Annotated in this window: 11 protein-coding genes and 2 tRNA genes; 9 read left to right on the top strand and 4 right to left on the bottom strand. The window is 70.8% G+C overall.

Going from position 1 to position 16,023, the window contains the following annotated elements:
* Window positions 1-5: 5 nt before the first annotated feature.
* Complete coding sequence (locus BQ9890_RS08790) at window positions 6-1,238, bottom strand: pyridoxal phosphate-dependent aminotransferase (RefSeq protein WP_078062340.1); 1,233 nt, start codon at window positions 1,236-1,238, stop codon at window positions 6-8.
* A 310-nt stretch (window positions 1,239-1,548) separates the two neighbouring features.
* Between BQ9890_RS08790 and BQ9890_RS08785 the strand changes: the two genes are divergently transcribed.
* The 5 genes from BQ9890_RS08785 to BQ9890_RS08765 all read left to right on the top strand — a co-directional run bounded on the left by BQ9890_RS08785 (window position 1,549) and on the right by BQ9890_RS08765 (window position 10,350).
* Window positions 1,549-1,621, top strand: a tRNA-Arg gene (locus BQ9890_RS08785).
* Window positions 1,622-1,848: 227 nt separating this feature from the next.
* The gene (locus BQ9890_RS08780; RefSeq protein WP_075890904.1) at window positions 1,849-4,944 is read left to right on the top strand and encodes an N-6 DNA methylase; all 3,096 of its coding nucleotides are present in this window, start codon (window positions 1,849-1,851) and stop codon (window positions 4,942-4,944) included.
* 339 nt (window positions 4,945-5,283) lie between these two features.
* Entirely contained in the window at window positions 5,284-5,823 is a 540-nt protein-coding gene (locus BQ9890_RS08775) for a Dps family protein (RefSeq protein WP_075890902.1), read from the top strand.
* Between the two features lie 202 nt (window positions 5,824-6,025).
* Entirely contained in the window at window positions 6,026-10,096 is a 4,071-nt protein-coding gene (locus tag BQ9890_RS08770; RefSeq protein ID WP_143226289.1) for a prevent-host-death family protein, read from the top strand.
* Entirely contained in the window at window positions 10,093-10,350 is a 258-nt protein-coding gene (locus BQ9890_RS08765) for a toxin (protein ID WP_075890900.1), read from the top strand. The genes BQ9890_RS08770 and BQ9890_RS08765 overlap by 4 nt, the downstream gene beginning before the upstream one ends.
* A 125-nt stretch (window positions 10,351-10,475) precedes the next feature.
* Here BQ9890_RS08765 and mscL read toward each other — a convergent pair whose 3' ends face one another.
* From mscL to BQ9890_RS08750, 3 genes are all read right to left on the bottom strand, one after another.
* Window positions 10,476-10,886, bottom strand: coding sequence for a large conductance mechanosensitive channel protein MscL (mscL, locus tag BQ9890_RS08760; RefSeq protein WP_075890898.1), 411 nt, complete (start codon window positions 10,884-10,886; stop codon window positions 10,476-10,478).
* Between the two features lie 37 nt (window positions 10,887-10,923).
* Window positions 10,924-11,544 (bottom strand): SAF domain-containing protein, encoded by a 621-nt coding sequence (locus BQ9890_RS08755; RefSeq protein WP_075890896.1) that lies wholly within the window; start codon window positions 11,542-11,544, stop codon window positions 10,924-10,926.
* Window positions 11,545-11,778: 234 nt separating this feature from the next.
* Window positions 11,779-12,405, bottom strand: coding sequence for a 5-formyltetrahydrofolate cyclo-ligase (locus tag BQ9890_RS08750; protein ID WP_075890894.1), 627 nt, complete (start codon window positions 12,403-12,405; stop codon window positions 11,779-11,781).
* Window positions 12,406-12,600: 195 nt separating this feature from the next.
* Between BQ9890_RS08750 and BQ9890_RS08745 the strand changes: the two genes are divergently transcribed.
* The 4 genes from BQ9890_RS08745 to BQ9890_RS08730 all read left to right on the top strand — a co-directional run bounded on the left by BQ9890_RS08745 (window position 12,601) and on the right by BQ9890_RS08730 (window position 16,005).
* Complete coding sequence (locus BQ9890_RS08745) at window positions 12,601-13,812, top strand: molybdopterin molybdotransferase MoeA (protein WP_075890892.1); 1,212 nt, start codon at window positions 12,601-12,603, stop codon at window positions 13,810-13,812.
* Window positions 13,812-14,501, top strand: a complete 690-nt coding sequence (locus BQ9890_RS08740) for a GNAT family N-acetyltransferase (protein WP_075890890.1) — start codon at window positions 13,812-13,814, stop codon at window positions 14,499-14,501. The genes BQ9890_RS08745 and BQ9890_RS08740 overlap by 1 nt, the downstream gene beginning before the upstream one ends.
* 87 nt (window positions 14,502-14,588) lie before the next feature.
* Window positions 14,589-15,803: a hypothetical protein gene (locus BQ9890_RS08735; RefSeq protein ID WP_143226288.1), complete on the top strand. Its 1,215-nt coding sequence runs from the start codon at window positions 14,589-14,591 to the stop codon at window positions 15,801-15,803.
* Between the two features lie 126 nt (window positions 15,804-15,929).
* A tRNA-Ala gene (locus tag BQ9890_RS08730) sits at window positions 15,930-16,005 on the top strand.
* The last annotated feature ends 18 nt before the right edge of the window (window positions 16,006-16,023 follow it).

Genomic DNA, 16,023 nt, shown 5'->3' with positions numbered 1-16,023 from the left:
GGAACTCACGCTACCAAGGCACCGTGACCCAGTGAGTCCGCGAAGTGGGCCATCCGCTCGACCCCACGCGTGACGTCTGCACGGTCCCCGGCGAAGGAGAGGCGCACGAATCCGTTACCACCGGGACCGAAGGCCTCACCGGGCACGACTGCCACGTGCTCCTGGTCGAGGAGACGGTCGGCGAACTCCCCTCCCGTCAGCCCGGTGCCCCGGACGTCGACGAGGGCGAAGAACGCCCCCATGCTGGAGTTCACCCTCAGCAGTGGGTGGTCACGGAGGAGGTCGACGACCACGTCGCGGGTGCCCTCGTACTGGGACCTCATCCGGATGACATGGTCGAGAGGACCGGCGAGGGCTGTCGCCCCGGCGTACTGGGCGGGGGCGTTGAGGGAGGAGTTCATCTGCTCCGCGAGCTTGCCGGACTCCACGATGACACGGTGGGGAGCGAGCAGGTGGCCGATGCGCCACCCCGTCATCGCGAAGACCTTCGAGAGGGAGTCGACCACGATGGTCCGCTCCCGCATCCCGGGGCAGGCGGCGATGGAGGGGGCGGGGACGATGCGGTCGACCTGGCCGGTGTCGAAGACGAAGGGGTGGTAGACCTCGTCGGAGATGGCCCAGAGGTCGTGGGCGCGACACACCGCGGCGATGCGTGCCAACTCGTGCGCGTCCGTGACGGCGCCCGTCGGGTTGCCGGGGGAGTTCAGGATGACGGCTCTCGTCCGGGGAGTGAGGGCGCGTTCGAGTTCGCCGGCCTCCATGCGCATGCCGACCTCCGGGCGCAGCGGGACCCGCACGGGGGTCGCACCACTGAGGATGACCTGCGCCTCGTAGGTGCCGAAGGAGGGGGTGAACACGGCAACCTCGTCACCGGGATCGAGCACGACCCTGAGTGCGAGGTACAGCGCCAGCGTCGCCCCCGGGGTCGCGTGGATCTCGGTCCCGGGGTCGTAGGAGAGCCCTTTGACGCGGCGTGTGTAGTCCGCGACCGCGTGCCGGTACTCGGGGATCCCCAGCACATCGGTGCAGTGGGTGTGCCCCGCGCGGATGGCCTCGATGCCGGCCCGCACGACGTGGTCGGGGGCGGTGGTGGAAGGCTCTCCGAGGGCCAGGGAGATGACACCGGGAGTGCGGGCGGCCTTGTCGAACACGTCGCGGATCATCGAGCGCGGTGTGGTGAGCGCGAGCCTGGAGAGGTCCGCAGTCTCCGACGGCACCTGGCATTTGTCCTGATACATGTCTGTAGCGTAGGAAAAGAACCTGTTCAGCAGCAAGTTGATGAGAACTGGTACTGCTCGTGGCCCCTCCGACAGGTCCAGTGCCGGTCCGGGGTGGTGGTCGTGGTCGGCCCCCGGGCGCCCAGTGCCGTGCACCGGGCCCCACACCCCGCCGGGAGTGCCGACACCGTCGCCAGTGCGGGACGACCCGAGTGGGAGGGCCGCGTGGAAGGCGCGACGGGTCTTGGCGCTTCCGCGGGAGTCGAGGGGCCGCGCACCGGGAATGATAAGCTGCCCCGTGCCTCGGCGCGCCCTCGTGGATCGCCGACGGGCCCTCGTAGCTCAGGGGATAGAGCACCGCTCTCCTAAAGCGGGTGTCGGACGTTCGAATCGTCTCGGGGGCACTGGTGGGGAACCAGCCGTGAGGTGCCGAGTTCTCGAGGTCGGACCTTCACGACTCCCGTCGTCCTGACCTCCGACGAGATCTTCGGCCCCCGGTGCCCGCAGTCCGGAGCCGTGCGCGGGGAGATCGCCGCGCAGGTGTCGGCCCACGCCCCGCGTGGTGCAGGTGCCCTGCGTCCCCGCACGAGAACACCACCTGCGACGGGCGTCGCAGACGTAGGGTCGTGTCATGGAGACTCCGGAGTCCATCGTCGCTCGCATCTCACACAGGGACCCCGTCAGGGCAGAGGCAACGTTGCAGGCGGACATCCGGTCGTTCATCCTTCATGCCGGTCTCGACGTCTCGGACGACCAGATGTTGGATGTCGCGATGGAGTCCCAGGTGGGGGACGGGACGCGGCGCAGGATCGACATCGAGGCGGGGACGACCGTCATCGAGGTCAAGAAGGACCTCTCGCGCGGGACGACTCGCGCGGATGCCGAGGTCCAGTTGGCCGGGTACCTCCAGCGTCGCTCGAGTGAGCAGGGAGCCCGGTACCTGGGTGTCCTGACGGACGGGCACGAGTGGCGGCTCTACGTCCCCGACCCGGACGGGGACGGAGTGCTTCCGGCAGGCGATCCACTGGTGATCTCCTCAGCTGCGGACACCGAGCGCCTGCGGTACTGGTTGGGGACGGTCCTGGCCACGGTTGAGCACGTGCGTCCGTCGGCCGAGGCCATCGTCCGGGCACTCGGGGCGGACTCCCCGGCCCACGCGGCCGACCACGCGACGCTGCACGCGCTCTACGCGGCGGGCTCGGCCTCCCCCGAGGTACGCCTCAAGCGGGAGCTGTGGGCGAAGCTCCTGCGCACGGCATTCGGTAGTTCCTTCGACGACGACCAGGACCTGTTCGTCGACCACACGCTGCTGGTCCTCATCGGTGAGATCATCGCCCATGCCGTCATCGGTTTCGACATCTCCCGGACGGGGGGACTCTCGGCCAGGGACCTGGTGTCGGGTGCGAGGTTCCGGGACTCCCAGATCAGCGGTGTCGTGGAGTCGGACTTCTTCGACTGGCCGGCCGACGTCGAGGGCGGTGACCAGTTCGTCCGGTCACTGGCGACGCGCCTGTCACGCTTCGACTGGTCCCGCCCCGACCACGACGTCCTCAAGCACCTGTACGAGGCCGTGATCTCCCAGAGCACGCGGGAATCCCTGGGTGAGTACTACACACCGGACTGGTTGGCCGAGGCGATGATCGCGGACGTCGACACCGACCCCCTGGGGCAGGTCTGCGCGGACGTGGCCTGCGGGTCGGGCACATTCGTCTTCCACGCGGTGCACGCCTACCTCCGGGCGGCCGACGAGGCAGGGATCTCCAATGGGCAGGCGTTGGAGGGTCTGACCACCCATGTCCTGGGCATGGACGTCCACCCGGTCGCCGTGACCCTGGCGCGGGTCACCTACCTGTTGGCGATCGGCTCGGAGAGGCTGACCGCCACGGACCGCGGACCGCTGGGCGTGCCGGTGTTCCTGGGAGACTCACTGCAGTGGGAGGACCACCAGGACCTGTTCGCCGGGGACGACACGCTCACGGTGTCGACGTCAGGGGATGAGTTGGTCAGTGGTGGGGGCGGCACGCTGTTCGCTGATGACCTGGTCTTCCCGCGGTCGGTGGCGGTGGAGGCAGACAGGTTCGATGCCCTCCTCTCCGACATGGCCGACAGTGCCCAGGACACGTCGGACACATTGGACCGGACCCTCATCGAGCCCATTCTCCGGCGTGCGAAGGTCACGGATTCCCACGAGAAGAGCGTCCTCACCCAGACCTTCGCCACTTGGCGATCCCTGAACCGGACAGGGCGCGACCACATCTGGGGATACTACGTGCGGAACCTGGTCCGTCCGCTCTGGCTGACACAACCGGGGAACCGGGTGGACGTCCTGGTGGGCAACCCGCCGTGGCTGCGCTTCAACAAGATGACGGCGGACATGCAGGCGCGCTACCGGACCCTGGCGCGTGCACGGAACCTGCTGTCCGGACCACTCGGGGCCTCGGCACGGGACCTGTCGACCCTCTTCGTCGTACGCGCACTGGAACTCTATGCGGCGCCGGGCGCGCGCTTCGCCTATGTCATGCCGCAGGGGACGCTGACGCGCAAGCCGCACGACGGGTTCCGTTCGGGGGACTGGGGCCTTCCGGTCAGGGCCCGGTTCGACCGGGCGTGGGACCTCACCGGCGCGGCTGCGGCCACCGGTTTCCCGATGGTCTCGTGTGTCATCCGGGGTGAGGTCACGTCCGGCCCCGCGGAACGCATGCCCGCCCGGGTCGAGGCCTGGACCGCCCACACCTCGTCCTCGGCACTGTCCTGGTCCGAGTTCGAGCCCGAGCTCGACCGCGAGCCGAGTCGCGTCAGCGTGCTCGACCCGCGAGGGGCCCAGGAGGTCTCCCCCTACAAGAGGAAGTTCCGCCAAGGCGCCATCATCGTTCCCCGCGCCCTGCTCTTCGTGGTCGAGGAGGACGCCGGCCCGCTCGGGGCGGGTGCGGGACGTGTCCGTGTCCGGTCCCGGCGCAGCTCCACGGAGAAGAAGCCGTGGAAGGACGTGCCTGACCTGACGGGGACTGTCGAGCGCGCCTTCGTCCACCCCGTCCATCTGGGGGAGACCCTGCTCCCCTACCGGATGACGGAGCCGCTGGAGGCCGTCCTCCCGATCGGTCTGCAGGACCCCTCGGCCCTGGCCCCGCAGGACGAGATCGACGAGTACACCGGAATGTCCCGGTGGTGGGCCACCGTCGAGGAGCAGTGGGAGGCGCACCGTGTGAGGACGGAGAGGAAGCCGTTGCGTCTTCGCATTGACTACTCGGGTCAGTTGAGTGCCCAGCTGCCACTCGACGTTCCACAGCGGGTCGTCTACTCGGCCTCCGGGAACTCTCTGGCGGCGAGTCTGGTCGTGGATCCTGCAGCCGTGGTCGAGCACAAGCTCTACTGGGCCCCGGCCCGATCACTCGCAGAGGGGCGTTACCTGGTCGGCATTCTCAACTCCTCAACCCTGCTGGCCCGTGTCAAGCCCCTGCAGAACCAGGGACTGTTCGGCGGTCGGGACTTCGACAAGCACATCTTCGACATCGCATTCCCGGCGTACGACGGGACGGACGGGGATCACCAGGACCTCGTGGCAGCGGTGGAGAGAGCTGAGCAGGTCGCGGCATCGGTCGACATCGGGGCTTCACGGAGCTTCCAGGCGGCACGCAGCCTGATCAGGAGGGGTCTCGTCGACGACGGTGTCGCTGTGACGATCGACGACATCGTCGACCGAATCCTTCCTGCCCAGGATCCGGCCTGAGCACCTGCCCCGCCAGTTCACCGGCCTGGACGTTACCATCGCGGAGGAGACGCAGGAGAGAGCGCAGTGGGCACACTCGGTGAGGTCGTGGGAGTTGCCCGTGTGGCAGAGGGGATGTCCCACAAGGACCGTGCCGCACGGGTCGGTGCCACTTAGGCGACCCTCCCGCGCGTCGAGCGCGGCGTCCGACGTGACGACGGTGGCCGTGCCGCCCTTCTGTCCCGCCGGGACCTTCCCGTGGAAAATGCCCGCGGTCGGGCCTACTGTTGGGGTGTCAGCCCCGGGCGGCCCCGGGGGGTCCCTCCCGGACCACGACCGACAGGAAGGCAAGGGAGAAGGATGACCGACATCATTGAACAGACCGTCGTACCGTCCGCCGACGCCGGTGCGCGCCGCACGAGCCTGGAGGGCTCCGAGTCCGGCTTCGTCGCATCCGACGCGTTCATCACTGCACTGCAGCGTGTGCTCGTCGATCTGACGGAACTGCACCTGCAGGGCAAGCAGGCGCACTGGAACGTGGTGGGCAAGAACTTCCGCGACCTGCACCTGCAGCTCGACGAGATCGTCGACGAGGCCCGTGAGCAGGCAGACGTCATCGCGGAACGCCTGCGTGCACTCCACGCCGTGCCCGACGGGCGCAGCGCCACCGTGGCAGCGACCACCTCGCTGCCGCCCTACCCCAATGGTGAGGTCCAGACGGACCGCACCATCGACCTCATCACCGAGCGTCTCGACCACACCGTCGCCACGGTGCGCGAGGTGCACGACCTCGTCGACTCGGAGGACCCCACCACCGCTGACCTCCTGCACGAGATCATCTCCGACTTCGAGAAGCTGTCGTGGATGGTCAGTGCGGAGAACCGCGTGGCGGCCCAGTAACGATCCCTCCGCGGGGTCCCGGTCGTCCGGGGCGTCCGTGGTCGGCGCGGGTACCAGCGGGGCCCGGGGACACCGTCCCCGGGCCCCGACCCGTGTGTGCGCGAGGCGGTCAGGGGACTCGGGAGGAGGGATCCGGATGGCTGATCGTGGGAAGACCGGCACGCCTCGAGACGCCCGGGCCCGCGCACACTACCGTGGGAGCGTGGCTCCCAGTCTCTTCTCACGACCCCAGGCCCCGGATCCGGAGGGCTCCGGACATCCGGGTGGCGCTCCCGCGCCCGAAGCAGCCCAGTTGGACGCAGCAGTGGCCCAGTGGCGTGACGAGCTCGCTGCCGTCACCGCGGCCGACCAGGCTGCGGACGGCGCCCCCCGACTCAGTCTGTCGTTGGCACACCCCGGGGGTCTCGCCCAGCTCTACGCCGAGCACACGACCCGCCTGTCCAACCTGGTGCGCGGGCCCGCGGCCCATGCACGCGCCCTGGAGCAGGCGCGCGGGATCCTGGCACGTTCACGTGAACTCACCGCGCGCCACGGCATCGGCCCCGTCCACCTGGCCATCGGGCGCGCGCTGTGGGACGAGGGCGACACCCGCATGTCCTCACCGGCCATGCTGCGACCGGTCCTCCTCGAGGAGGACGAGGGCGGGGACGTCCTCATCACACTGAGGCCCGGTGCGGAGATCGGACCGGAGCTCGCCGCGGCCCTGGCGGCCGTGCGGGTGGCCATCGACATGCCGACACTGCTCGCCGACGCCCGCACCGTCCACGGCTTCGCCCCCTCCCGTGCCCTCTCGACGCTGCGCGGGGTGGGTGGGGCGCTCCCGCGCTTCGAGTTGCGCGACGACCTCGTCCTGGGGATCTTCGAGCATCCCGCCACCGTGCTCCTGCGCGAACTCGACCACCCCTCCACCCTCCTCGTGAGCCAGGTCGTGCGCGCGCTGGCAGGGGACGAGGGCGCACGTTCCGAGACGTTGGGTGCACTCCCTGCACCGAACCCCGTCGACCGGGATCCCTGGGAGGAGACCGGGGCCGGGGACCTCACCCCACGCCAGCAGGACGTGGTCGAGGCTGTTGCCGGTGGGCACTCCCTCGTCATCGACGTGCCCGACGGGGGGGACGACACCCCCGTCCTCGCGGCGATCCTGGCGGACTCCGGTTCCAGGGGCCGCTCCACGCTCCATGTCGCGGGTTCACCCTCGCGCACCTCGCGGGTCGAGGGTCGCCTGCGCGCACTGGGTCTGGACGAGCTCGCGGTACGGGTGGACGGCGGCGCCGATGTCGGCGGAGGACTGCGCGCCCGACTCTCGGACGCCATGGCCGACACCTCCGACGTGGTCGACCCCGCCGAGGTCGACGAGATGCGCGCGCAGCTGCGCCGGGTGCGCGAAGCGCTGTCCTCCTACACGACGTACCTCCACCGCCCCTTCGAACGGTTCGGTGCCTCCGCCTACGACGCCCTCCAGGTGCTCACCGACCTCACGGGAGCCCACCCCGCCCCGCGCACGCGCGTCAGGCTCCGCGAGGACGTCCTCACCGACGTCGCCCACGACCAGGGTGAACGCGCACGCACCCTGCTCCACCGGGCCAGTGCGCTGGGGGTCTTCGCCCGCGCCAGCGATCACGTCGCCTGGCGAGGTGTGGTCATCAACTCGGCGGAGCAGGTCCCCGACGTCCTGCTGCGCGTCAAGCGCCTCGCCACCGAGACCCTGCCCGAGATGCGTGTCCAGATGGGTGCCGTCGCCGGGGAGACGGGGATCGTCACCGCCACGACCCTGGCCCAGTGGGAGGAACAGCTGCGCATGCTCGAAGGCGTGCGCGACGCGCTCGACGTGTTCCGACCGACCATCTTCGAGCGCTCCGCCGCCGACATGGTCATCGCCACGGCCCCCAAGAAGTGGAGGCGTGAGCACGGCATCACCATGAAGCGGTCCCAGCGCTCGCGCCTCGTCAAGCAGGCGAAGGACCTCGTGCGGCCGGGTCGCCACGTGGAGGACCTCCACCGTGAACTCATCCTGGTCCAGGAGAAGCGCGACGTCTGGCGCAGGCACTGTGACTCCGACGGCTGGCCCAAGCTGCCCAGGCGTCTGGACGAGGCGGCCGCACTCGCCGCCTCCGTGCGCACTGACCTCGACCGGCTCTCGCCCCTGCTGTCCACCTCGCACCCTGATCTGGCCCGCATGCCGGTGACGGACCTGGCGCGTCTGCTGGACCGTCTCGATGCGGACCCGGACGGTGCCCGTGAGCTCCCGCAGCGTGTGGCGGTGCTCAAGGCGCTCTCCGAAGCGGGCCTGGAGGACCTGGCCGCGGACATGCGGGACCGCCACGTGGGTGACGACCTGCTCGACGCGGAGCTGGACCTCGCCTGGTGGGCCTCGGTCCTGGGGACCATGCTGGCCTCCGAGCCGCGACTGGGGGGCTTCGACCCGGCGCGTCTGGAGGGGATGCTGGAGCAGGGACGGGAGCTGGACCTCGCCCAGGTCGCCTCCCTGACCCCCCAGGCACTGCAGCGCCTGCACCGGCTGCGTCGACAGGCCCTGGCCACACGGCCCGAACAACAGGGTGACCTCCTCGCCGCCCTCCAGGCGGGCCTGCCCGCCACGGAACTCTTCTCACGGCACGGCCTGGTCTCCCACCTGGTCCCCGTGGTCATGACCGTCCCGACGCTCGTTCCGCACCTGGTCCCCGAGGGGCACCGTGTCGACCTCGTGGTCCTCGACGACGTGGAGGACCTGCCCCTGGCGGAGCTGGTGCCCCTCATCGCCCGTGCGCGTCAGGTCGTCGTGGTCGCCGACCTGTCGCGGGCGGAGCCCGGAGGCACGGCAGCGACACTGGCACAGGTGCTTCCCGCCACCCGGCTGCAGGTGAGGCCGTCCCAGCTCAACGACCAGGTGGCGCGCCTGCTGAGCGCCCACGGCGCTGAGGGGACGGGCGTCCCCGTCCCCTGGACCACTGCCAGTGCCGCCGTGCGGGGGGTCTGGGCGGAGGGCTCCGGGATGCCCGCCCCGGGTGTCGCCGCAGTGGAGTCCTCCACGGCGGAGGTCGAGGCCGTGGTGGACCTGGTCGTCGAGCATGCGCTGACCGAACCGGACCGTTCACTGGCGGTCATCGCCCTGAACACGCTGCACGCCACGCGCATCCGTCAGGCGGTCTCCCGCAAGGTGGAGTCCTCCCCCGGCCTGGCAGCCTTCTTCGGCCCGGAACCGGCCGAGCCCTTCGTGGTCACCGACCCCGCGGGTGCCCGCGGGCTCAGCCGTGACTGCGTGGTGATCGCCGTCGGGTTCGCGAAGACGCCGCACGGGCGCGTCCTCCACGACTTCGGGGTCCTCTCCACCCGGCAGGGTGTCTCGGCGATGGCCGACGTCCTGCGGGCCGTGCGTGGGGACCTCACCGTGGTCTCCTCGATCAGGGCCTCGGAGCTCGACCGCTCCAGGCTCTCCGCAGAGGGTGCACAGATGCTCGCGGATCTCCTGGAGGTCGCCGAGGGCGGGTCGGGGACCGGACCCGGTGAATGGCCCACCCTCGAGAGCGCTCCGGACAGGCTCCTCGTGGACCTGGCCGACCGGCTGTACGGGATGGGCCTCGAGGTCGTCCCCAATGTCGGGATCGAGGGAGGCATGCGCATCCCCCTGGCGATCGGGCACCCCGAGGTCCCCGGGCGTCTGCTGGTCGCAGTGCTCACCGACGACGATGCCTACGTCTCGGAGCCGTCCCAGCGTGTGCGCGACCGCGTCTGGCCGGCACTCCTGGAGGCACAGGGGTGGAAGGTCCGCACGGAGTTGTCCATGGCCGTCTTCATCGATCCCCAGCACGAGGCCGAGGAGATCGTCCAGGTGGTCCTCGACGCCGTCGACGAGATCAACGGATCAGCCGCCGACGTCGTGGAGATCCCCGAGGACGCGGCCCTGGACCTGCCGGAGGTGGATCCCGTCCTCGATGCCCAGGTCGCAGCCACGGACGGCATCAGGGAACGTCTGGACACCCTGGAGTCCCCCGGGAGCGCGGAGCCGGAGGACGTTGCGGACGCAGGGGCGTCCACTGGGGAGGGAGCCCTCGCGCGTGGGCCGCGTCCCGCGATCGCACGGGGTCTGCCCCTGGCAGCCTACGGGGACGACCAGCTCGACGAGCTGGCCGACTGGGTGCGCTCCGACGGGGTCGGGCGCGACGAGGACCAGATGGTCGAGGAACTCCGCGAGGCGCTGGGGCTCACCCGCAGGGGTGCGCAGTCCGACGCCGTCCTCCACAACGTCGTGCGACGCACAGCGCCCAGGGCATGAGCGGCCAGACGCCCCGTGCCGGTGACGAGGCCGGGACCCAGCGCTCCACCCGGCGTCGGGGCGGGCGCCGCGTCGTGCGGGTGTCGGAGGTGGACCGCCGCCTGATCGAGCAGGGGCTGCCACCCTCGTGGGAGGAGAGGATCGGTCCGGAGGACGTGTCAGCGGTCGACGGCTCCGACCCGGACCGTGGCGACGGGGCCAATGACCGTCGTCTGCTGGACAACGTGCCCCCTCACTCCCAACCGAGGACCTGAACCGACCTGGACGGCACCTGCACCCGGGCACGGCCGGGTGGAACGCTTGAGGGCCCCGCACCAGGTGGTGCGGGGCCCTCATACGCGTCAGACGGGAGCCGACCGGTGGCCGGGACCCGGATGCCTCACTTGGTGGTGGGGATCTCCCGGGCGAGCAGGTCGCGGATCTCGACGAGGAGCTTGGTCTCCTCGGTCTGCTCCGGCTCGGCCTCCTCGACCTTGGTCTTGTTCATCGCAGCCAGCTTGTTCATGGGCACGACGATGAAGAAGTACAGGGCGATGGCCACCAGCAGGAAGTTGACCAGGGCGGTGAGGATCGCTCCGGGCTGGACGAGGGCGGCGTTGTCCCCGGTGCCGATGGTGAACTGCAGCAGCGAGTCGAAGTTCGGCTTGCCGAAGATGCCACCGATCAGTGGGTTGATGAACTTGTCGACGACGGCGTCGATGACGGCGGTGAATGCACCACCGATGATGACGCCGACGGCCAGGTCGATGACACTGCCGCGAGAGATGAAGTCCTTGAAGCCCTGGATCATGGGGAGTCTCCTCTGTGTTGACGGGTGGCCCGCCTTCCTACGGGCGCAGCACCAAGCTGAGTGTTCCCGCCCCGGTGTGGCCCAGGACGCGGCCGGTGTCCACTGCCCGGAGGACGAGACCCACCCGCGCAGTGGGAGAGTTCCCCCACGAGGAATCCTCGTCGACCACCATCGAGGTTAGGCGCACCGCTTCGGCCAGTAAAGAGGCCGCACAGCCCGACCGGTCACACATGTGGGGTGAGGACCAGATGTCCACGGTGTCACCCGTCTGGAGCCCGACCGTCTGGTCGAGGGGAACCGTGAGCATCAGCCGGGCATCCCCGGGTCCCAACCCGCGGGAGGCGGGTGAGCCCGCCACGTTCGACTCACTCAGGATGGTGCCCGCGGGCAGGGGCGCTCCGTCCCAGGTCGCGGGGAGCTCGGCTCCGACGTCCCAGGCGTCCTCCGGGAGTGCCTCGGGTGGGACGCGCACCTCCCTCACGTCCTCGCGGCCGAGGGCCTCCCCGTCCTCCAGGGTGTGCCGGGCGACCAGGACGGTGACGCCCTCGGGCGTCGGACGCAGCGCGAGGAGCGCACAGACCACCAGACCGGCCAGGAGGAGGGCGGTGAGGAGCGGTCGGGTGCGTGCCAGAGTGCGGGCCAGGCGGTCGGTGTCCATGGGCCGAGCCCATCACGACGACGGACGGGGTGGCGCGCCGGACGCAGTGGCGCTGTGGACGCGGCGCGTCGGGTTGCGTCGCCTGTGGACGGGCTGGGTCGGGTTCCGTCTGCTGTGGGCGGGAGGGGTCGGGCTCGCTTCCCTGTGGACGGGGTGCACCGGTCTCCTCCCCCGCGTACGTGAGTGGACAGCTGTGCCTGTGCCTGTGCCTGTGGGGCGGGGACGGGAGCGCCCTCAGCCCAGCAACAGGGCCCTGGTCGGGGTGATCACCGCATCGACAGGATGGTCGTGGACCTCGCGCGGCAGGGTCCCCTCGGGCAGGACCTCCTCGTCGAAGACTGCTGCGATGACGGGGGCACCCGGGCGGAGGTGCTCAAGCGCGCGGTCGTACCACCCGCCTCCTTGGCCCAGGCGCGTGCCCGACAGGTCCACCGCGAGTGCGGCCACCAGCACCACGGACGCAGCACGCAGGGCCTCGGGTCCCAGCAGCCCGGAGCGGGGTTGGGCCGGTCGCCGGGGATCAGGTCGGGTCAGGGCCGCGGAGTCGCCCTCGTGGATGGCCCATGCAGGGGCAGCCAGGGGGACACCCCCGGCCGTGACCAGCACCGGGAGGAGGGAACGCGGATGGGCGTCGATCAGAGGGCGGACGTCGGGTTCCGTGGAGGTGGGCACGAAGAGGGCCGGGAGTGCTCCCGATGGGTGCGTGCCCTCGATGGGGAGGTCGAGCAGCCGGAGGACCCGGACCCATGAGGCGAGCATGCCGGCGCGGTCCCCGGTGCGGGCGTCCCCGTCGCGGTCCCTGAGGCGCTGCGCGCGGGAGGCGCGGACCTCCCTCCGGATTGCGGCCTTGCGCGTCGTCATGACCCGTCCCGTCCCCACCGTTCCGCTAGTGTGACCATCATGGCAGACACCACGACGTCCGTTCGTCACACAGTCGCCCCCGTTGCAGCCCATGGGATGGGCCCACTCCCCGCGACCGGGCCCGTGCCGAACCCGGACCCGGGGTGCGGTGTCCCTGCCGACGTCACCGGCGGGCTGACGGAGGACTGATCGGGCGTGCGTTCCGTCGCGGACTTCTACCAGGACTGCCTGGCCGCAGTGGGCCAGCAGCCACCACTGGACGTGCAGCTCGTGGATGCCGTCTCCTGCGTGCTGGCGGAGGACGTCAAGGCGCCCTTCGACCTCCCCGTCGCCGACCTCGCGGCGTGTGACGGGTACGCGGTGCGCTCCGAGGACCTGGTCGGGGCCACCCCCGATGCCCCGGTGGAGCTGACGGTGACGGAGGAGGTCCGCGCCGGGGACGTGGACCCCGCGGCCCTCGTGGTCGGTTCAGCCATCCGGATCGCATCGGGGGCGCCGGTGCCCACGGGGGCGGACTCCGTGGTGGCCCTCGACTTCACCGATCACGGTCGGGCGCGCGTGGCCGTGCGGACGCAGCCGGCGGTGGGGGAGAACATCCGGCGGCGCGCCGAGGACGTCGAGCGGGGCCGCGTGGTCCTGCGCAGTGGGACGCGCGTGGGTGCGCGCCAGGTTGCCCTGCTCGCCGGGGTCGGACGCTCCCGGGTGGTCGTACGCCCCCGTCCGCGCGTGGTGATCATCTCCATCGGTGACGAGATCGTGGAGCCGGGACGCGAGGCACGCCCCGGCACCGTCTTCGACGCCAACGGGCACGCCCTGTCCACGGCGGTCGCCGACGCAGGGGCACAGACCTTCCGCGTGGCCGCCGTTCCCGACGAACGCCAGATCCTCAGCACCACCATCGAGGACCAGTTGGTCCGCGCCGACCTGGTCGTCACCACCGGGGGCATCTCCTACGGGTCCGGGGACACGGTGCGCGAGGTCCTGGGAGCCCTGGGCACCGTCCGTTTCGACAATGTCGCGGCCTGGCCCGGGCACATCCTGGGTGTGGGAACCGTGGGGGAGGGGACCCCGATCTTCTGCCTCCCCGGTGACCCCGTCTCGGCGCAGGTCTGCTTCGAGGTCTACGTCCGCCCGGCACTGCGCCACATGCAGGGGTGGACGGTCCTGAACCGCCCCAGCATCCAGGCGCAGGTGGACCGGTCCTGGTACTCACCGCGGGGCAGGCGTGAGTTCGTGCGCGTACGTCTGAGCGGGGACCCCCGCTCCGGCTACCGGGCCAAGGTCATGGGAGCCCCTGCCTCCCTGCTGCTCTCCGCGCTGGCGGAGTCCAACGCCCTGGCCATCGTGCCCGAGGACGTGACGAACGTGCGGGCGGGGGACTCCCTGCGCTGCATGGTGCTCGACTGATGTCCCCCGGTTTCGCGACGCGCGTGTGGGGGCGGAGGCCCCACGAGTTGACCCTGGTCGTGGAGGACCCTGTCGGACGCGGGTTCCTGCGCGGGGGCGGCCCCGGGGCGTCGTTGCCCCGTCGGCTCGTCCTCAGGCCCGCACTCGGTGGCGACCACCTGCGCATCGATGCGGTGAGGCGGCGTGACTGGAAGTGGCTGGGACCGTGGGAGGCGACCCTCCCGTCGGGTTCCACGGAGGACCTGCCCGACCTGGCGACCTTCCGCCGCAGGGTCGACCGACAGCAGAGGCGGGGCGAGTCGCTGCTCATGGTGGCGGAACTGGACGGCGACGTCGTCGGGTTGTTCTCCCTGTCCAACGTCCAGCGGGGAGCGATGTGCCAGGGGGTGCTGGGCTACTGGGTCACCGGTGGACAGGCCCACCGGGGGGTGGGGTCGCTGTGTGTGGCCATGATGGTCGACCTGGTGATCGGTGAACTCGGACTGCACCGCATCGAGGTGAATGTCCGCCCCGAGAACGAGCGTTCCCTGGGTCTGTGCCGCAAGCTCGGCCTGCGCCGGGAGGGCCTGAAGGTGCGCTACATGAACATCGCGGGGCAGTGGGCCGACCACATCGCCTTCGCGGTCGACTCCGAGGACCTGCCCGAGAGAGGCCTCGTCGCGAAGGTGTGGGGTCGCTCGCCGCTCTGAGACCGGGGGTCGCTGCGTCCTGGATCCCTGCAAAACCCAACACGCGAGGGGTGTCGGGCGGAGTGGGGGAGTGATCACCGTAGCGTGGTGACCGTGGAGTATGGAGGCGTGGTCGTCGTCGCAGCGGTGGCGATCGTGTGTCTGCTCCTGCTCCCACACCTCGTCGCCAAGCGCACTGCCATCACCCAGTCGAGGGAGATCGATCGCTTCTCCCCCAGGATGAGGGTGCTGCGCACGGAGGACGGGGACCAGGAGGGGTCACAGGACACGTGTCGATCCCCTGAGCGGCGCCTCCTGGCGTCCGCGTCCGGGCACCGAGCAACAGGAGGCACCATGTCGTCGCACATCGAGGACGGTCGCCGTCCCGTCGTGGGGGCGCGCGCCGTCCACCGTGAGAACGCCCGGATCCACGAGATCGCCCAGCTGCGTGCACGCCGGGCGGCGCGACTCGCCAATGAACGTGCGGCCGGTCAGCGAAGGTTGCTGGCCTCCGCAGTGACCGCCGTGGCGACCCTGGTCGTCGTGGTCCTGGCAGCGTTCTCCCTGCTCGGTTGGTCCTGGGTCGCGCTGCCGGCCGCCCTGCTCGCCGCCGCCCTGGGCACCTCACGGTGGGCGGCGGTCAGGTCCGAGGCCGAAGGGCGGCGCGAGGACGCCCGTCTGCGCCAGCTGCGCGAGGGCCTCGACCCCCGTGCGGGACGTGTGCCCCCCGCAAGGGGACGCACATCCGGCCCGGTCCGCGCCCCGGCGGAGCAGGTACAGACATCGGGTGCCGATGGGTCGTCGACCAGCCCCGGCGTCGACGGGGAAGGCGGGGCGGTGGCCGCCGTCGACGGGGTCGAACGGTTGGACGCACCTCCAGGGACGCGGGACCGTGGAGCGGCTCAGGGCGAGTCCTCGGATGCCCCGACCCCGGTGGGTGTGGAGGCGCCCCTGGACGACGCGGGAGAGGACAGCGGGACCGTGGAATGCTCCGGGGCCCCGGAGGTCGGCACACCCCGGCCGGACACCGTCGGGCCCCGGGAGGTTGCGGCCGGGTCCCGGGAGGCCACGGTCGGGCCTCGTACGTGGAGCGTGTCGGCCGTCCCGACCCCCACCTACGCCTCACGCGCCCGCGTGGTGGGCCGTGAGGTCCACGCGGACACCGACCTGCGGGGGATCCCCGCCGTCGACGCAGCGGTGCCCGCCCGTCCGCAGGCCAGTGGACACGGTGCGGAGAACGCCCGTTCCACGGAGGACGTCGCCGCCTCCCAGCCGGTCGTCTTCGACCTGGACGCAGTGCTCGACAACCGACGTGCCCAGTGACGGGCGGAGGACCGGCTCCCAGGCGCTGATCCCGTCTGCTCTGCGTGTGGGGGAGAGAGCCACCAAACCGTGGTTGAACTGGAAATATGCACTGGACTTGCACGGGTGCTAAACTGACCGGGCCTTGGGGCTATGGCGCAGTTGGTAGCGCGTCTCGTTCGCAATGAGAAGGTCGGGGGTTCGAATCCCCCTAGCTCCACCAGACAGATGAGGCGGGACA

The organism is Actinomyces provencensis (assembly GCF_900155435.1).
GTDB lineage: Bacteria > Actinomycetota > Actinomycetes > Actinomycetales > Actinomycetaceae > Pauljensenia > Pauljensenia provencensis.
The sequence above is the reverse complement of the archived record's forward strand: the minus strand, read 5'-3'. Positions and strand labels throughout refer to the sequence as shown.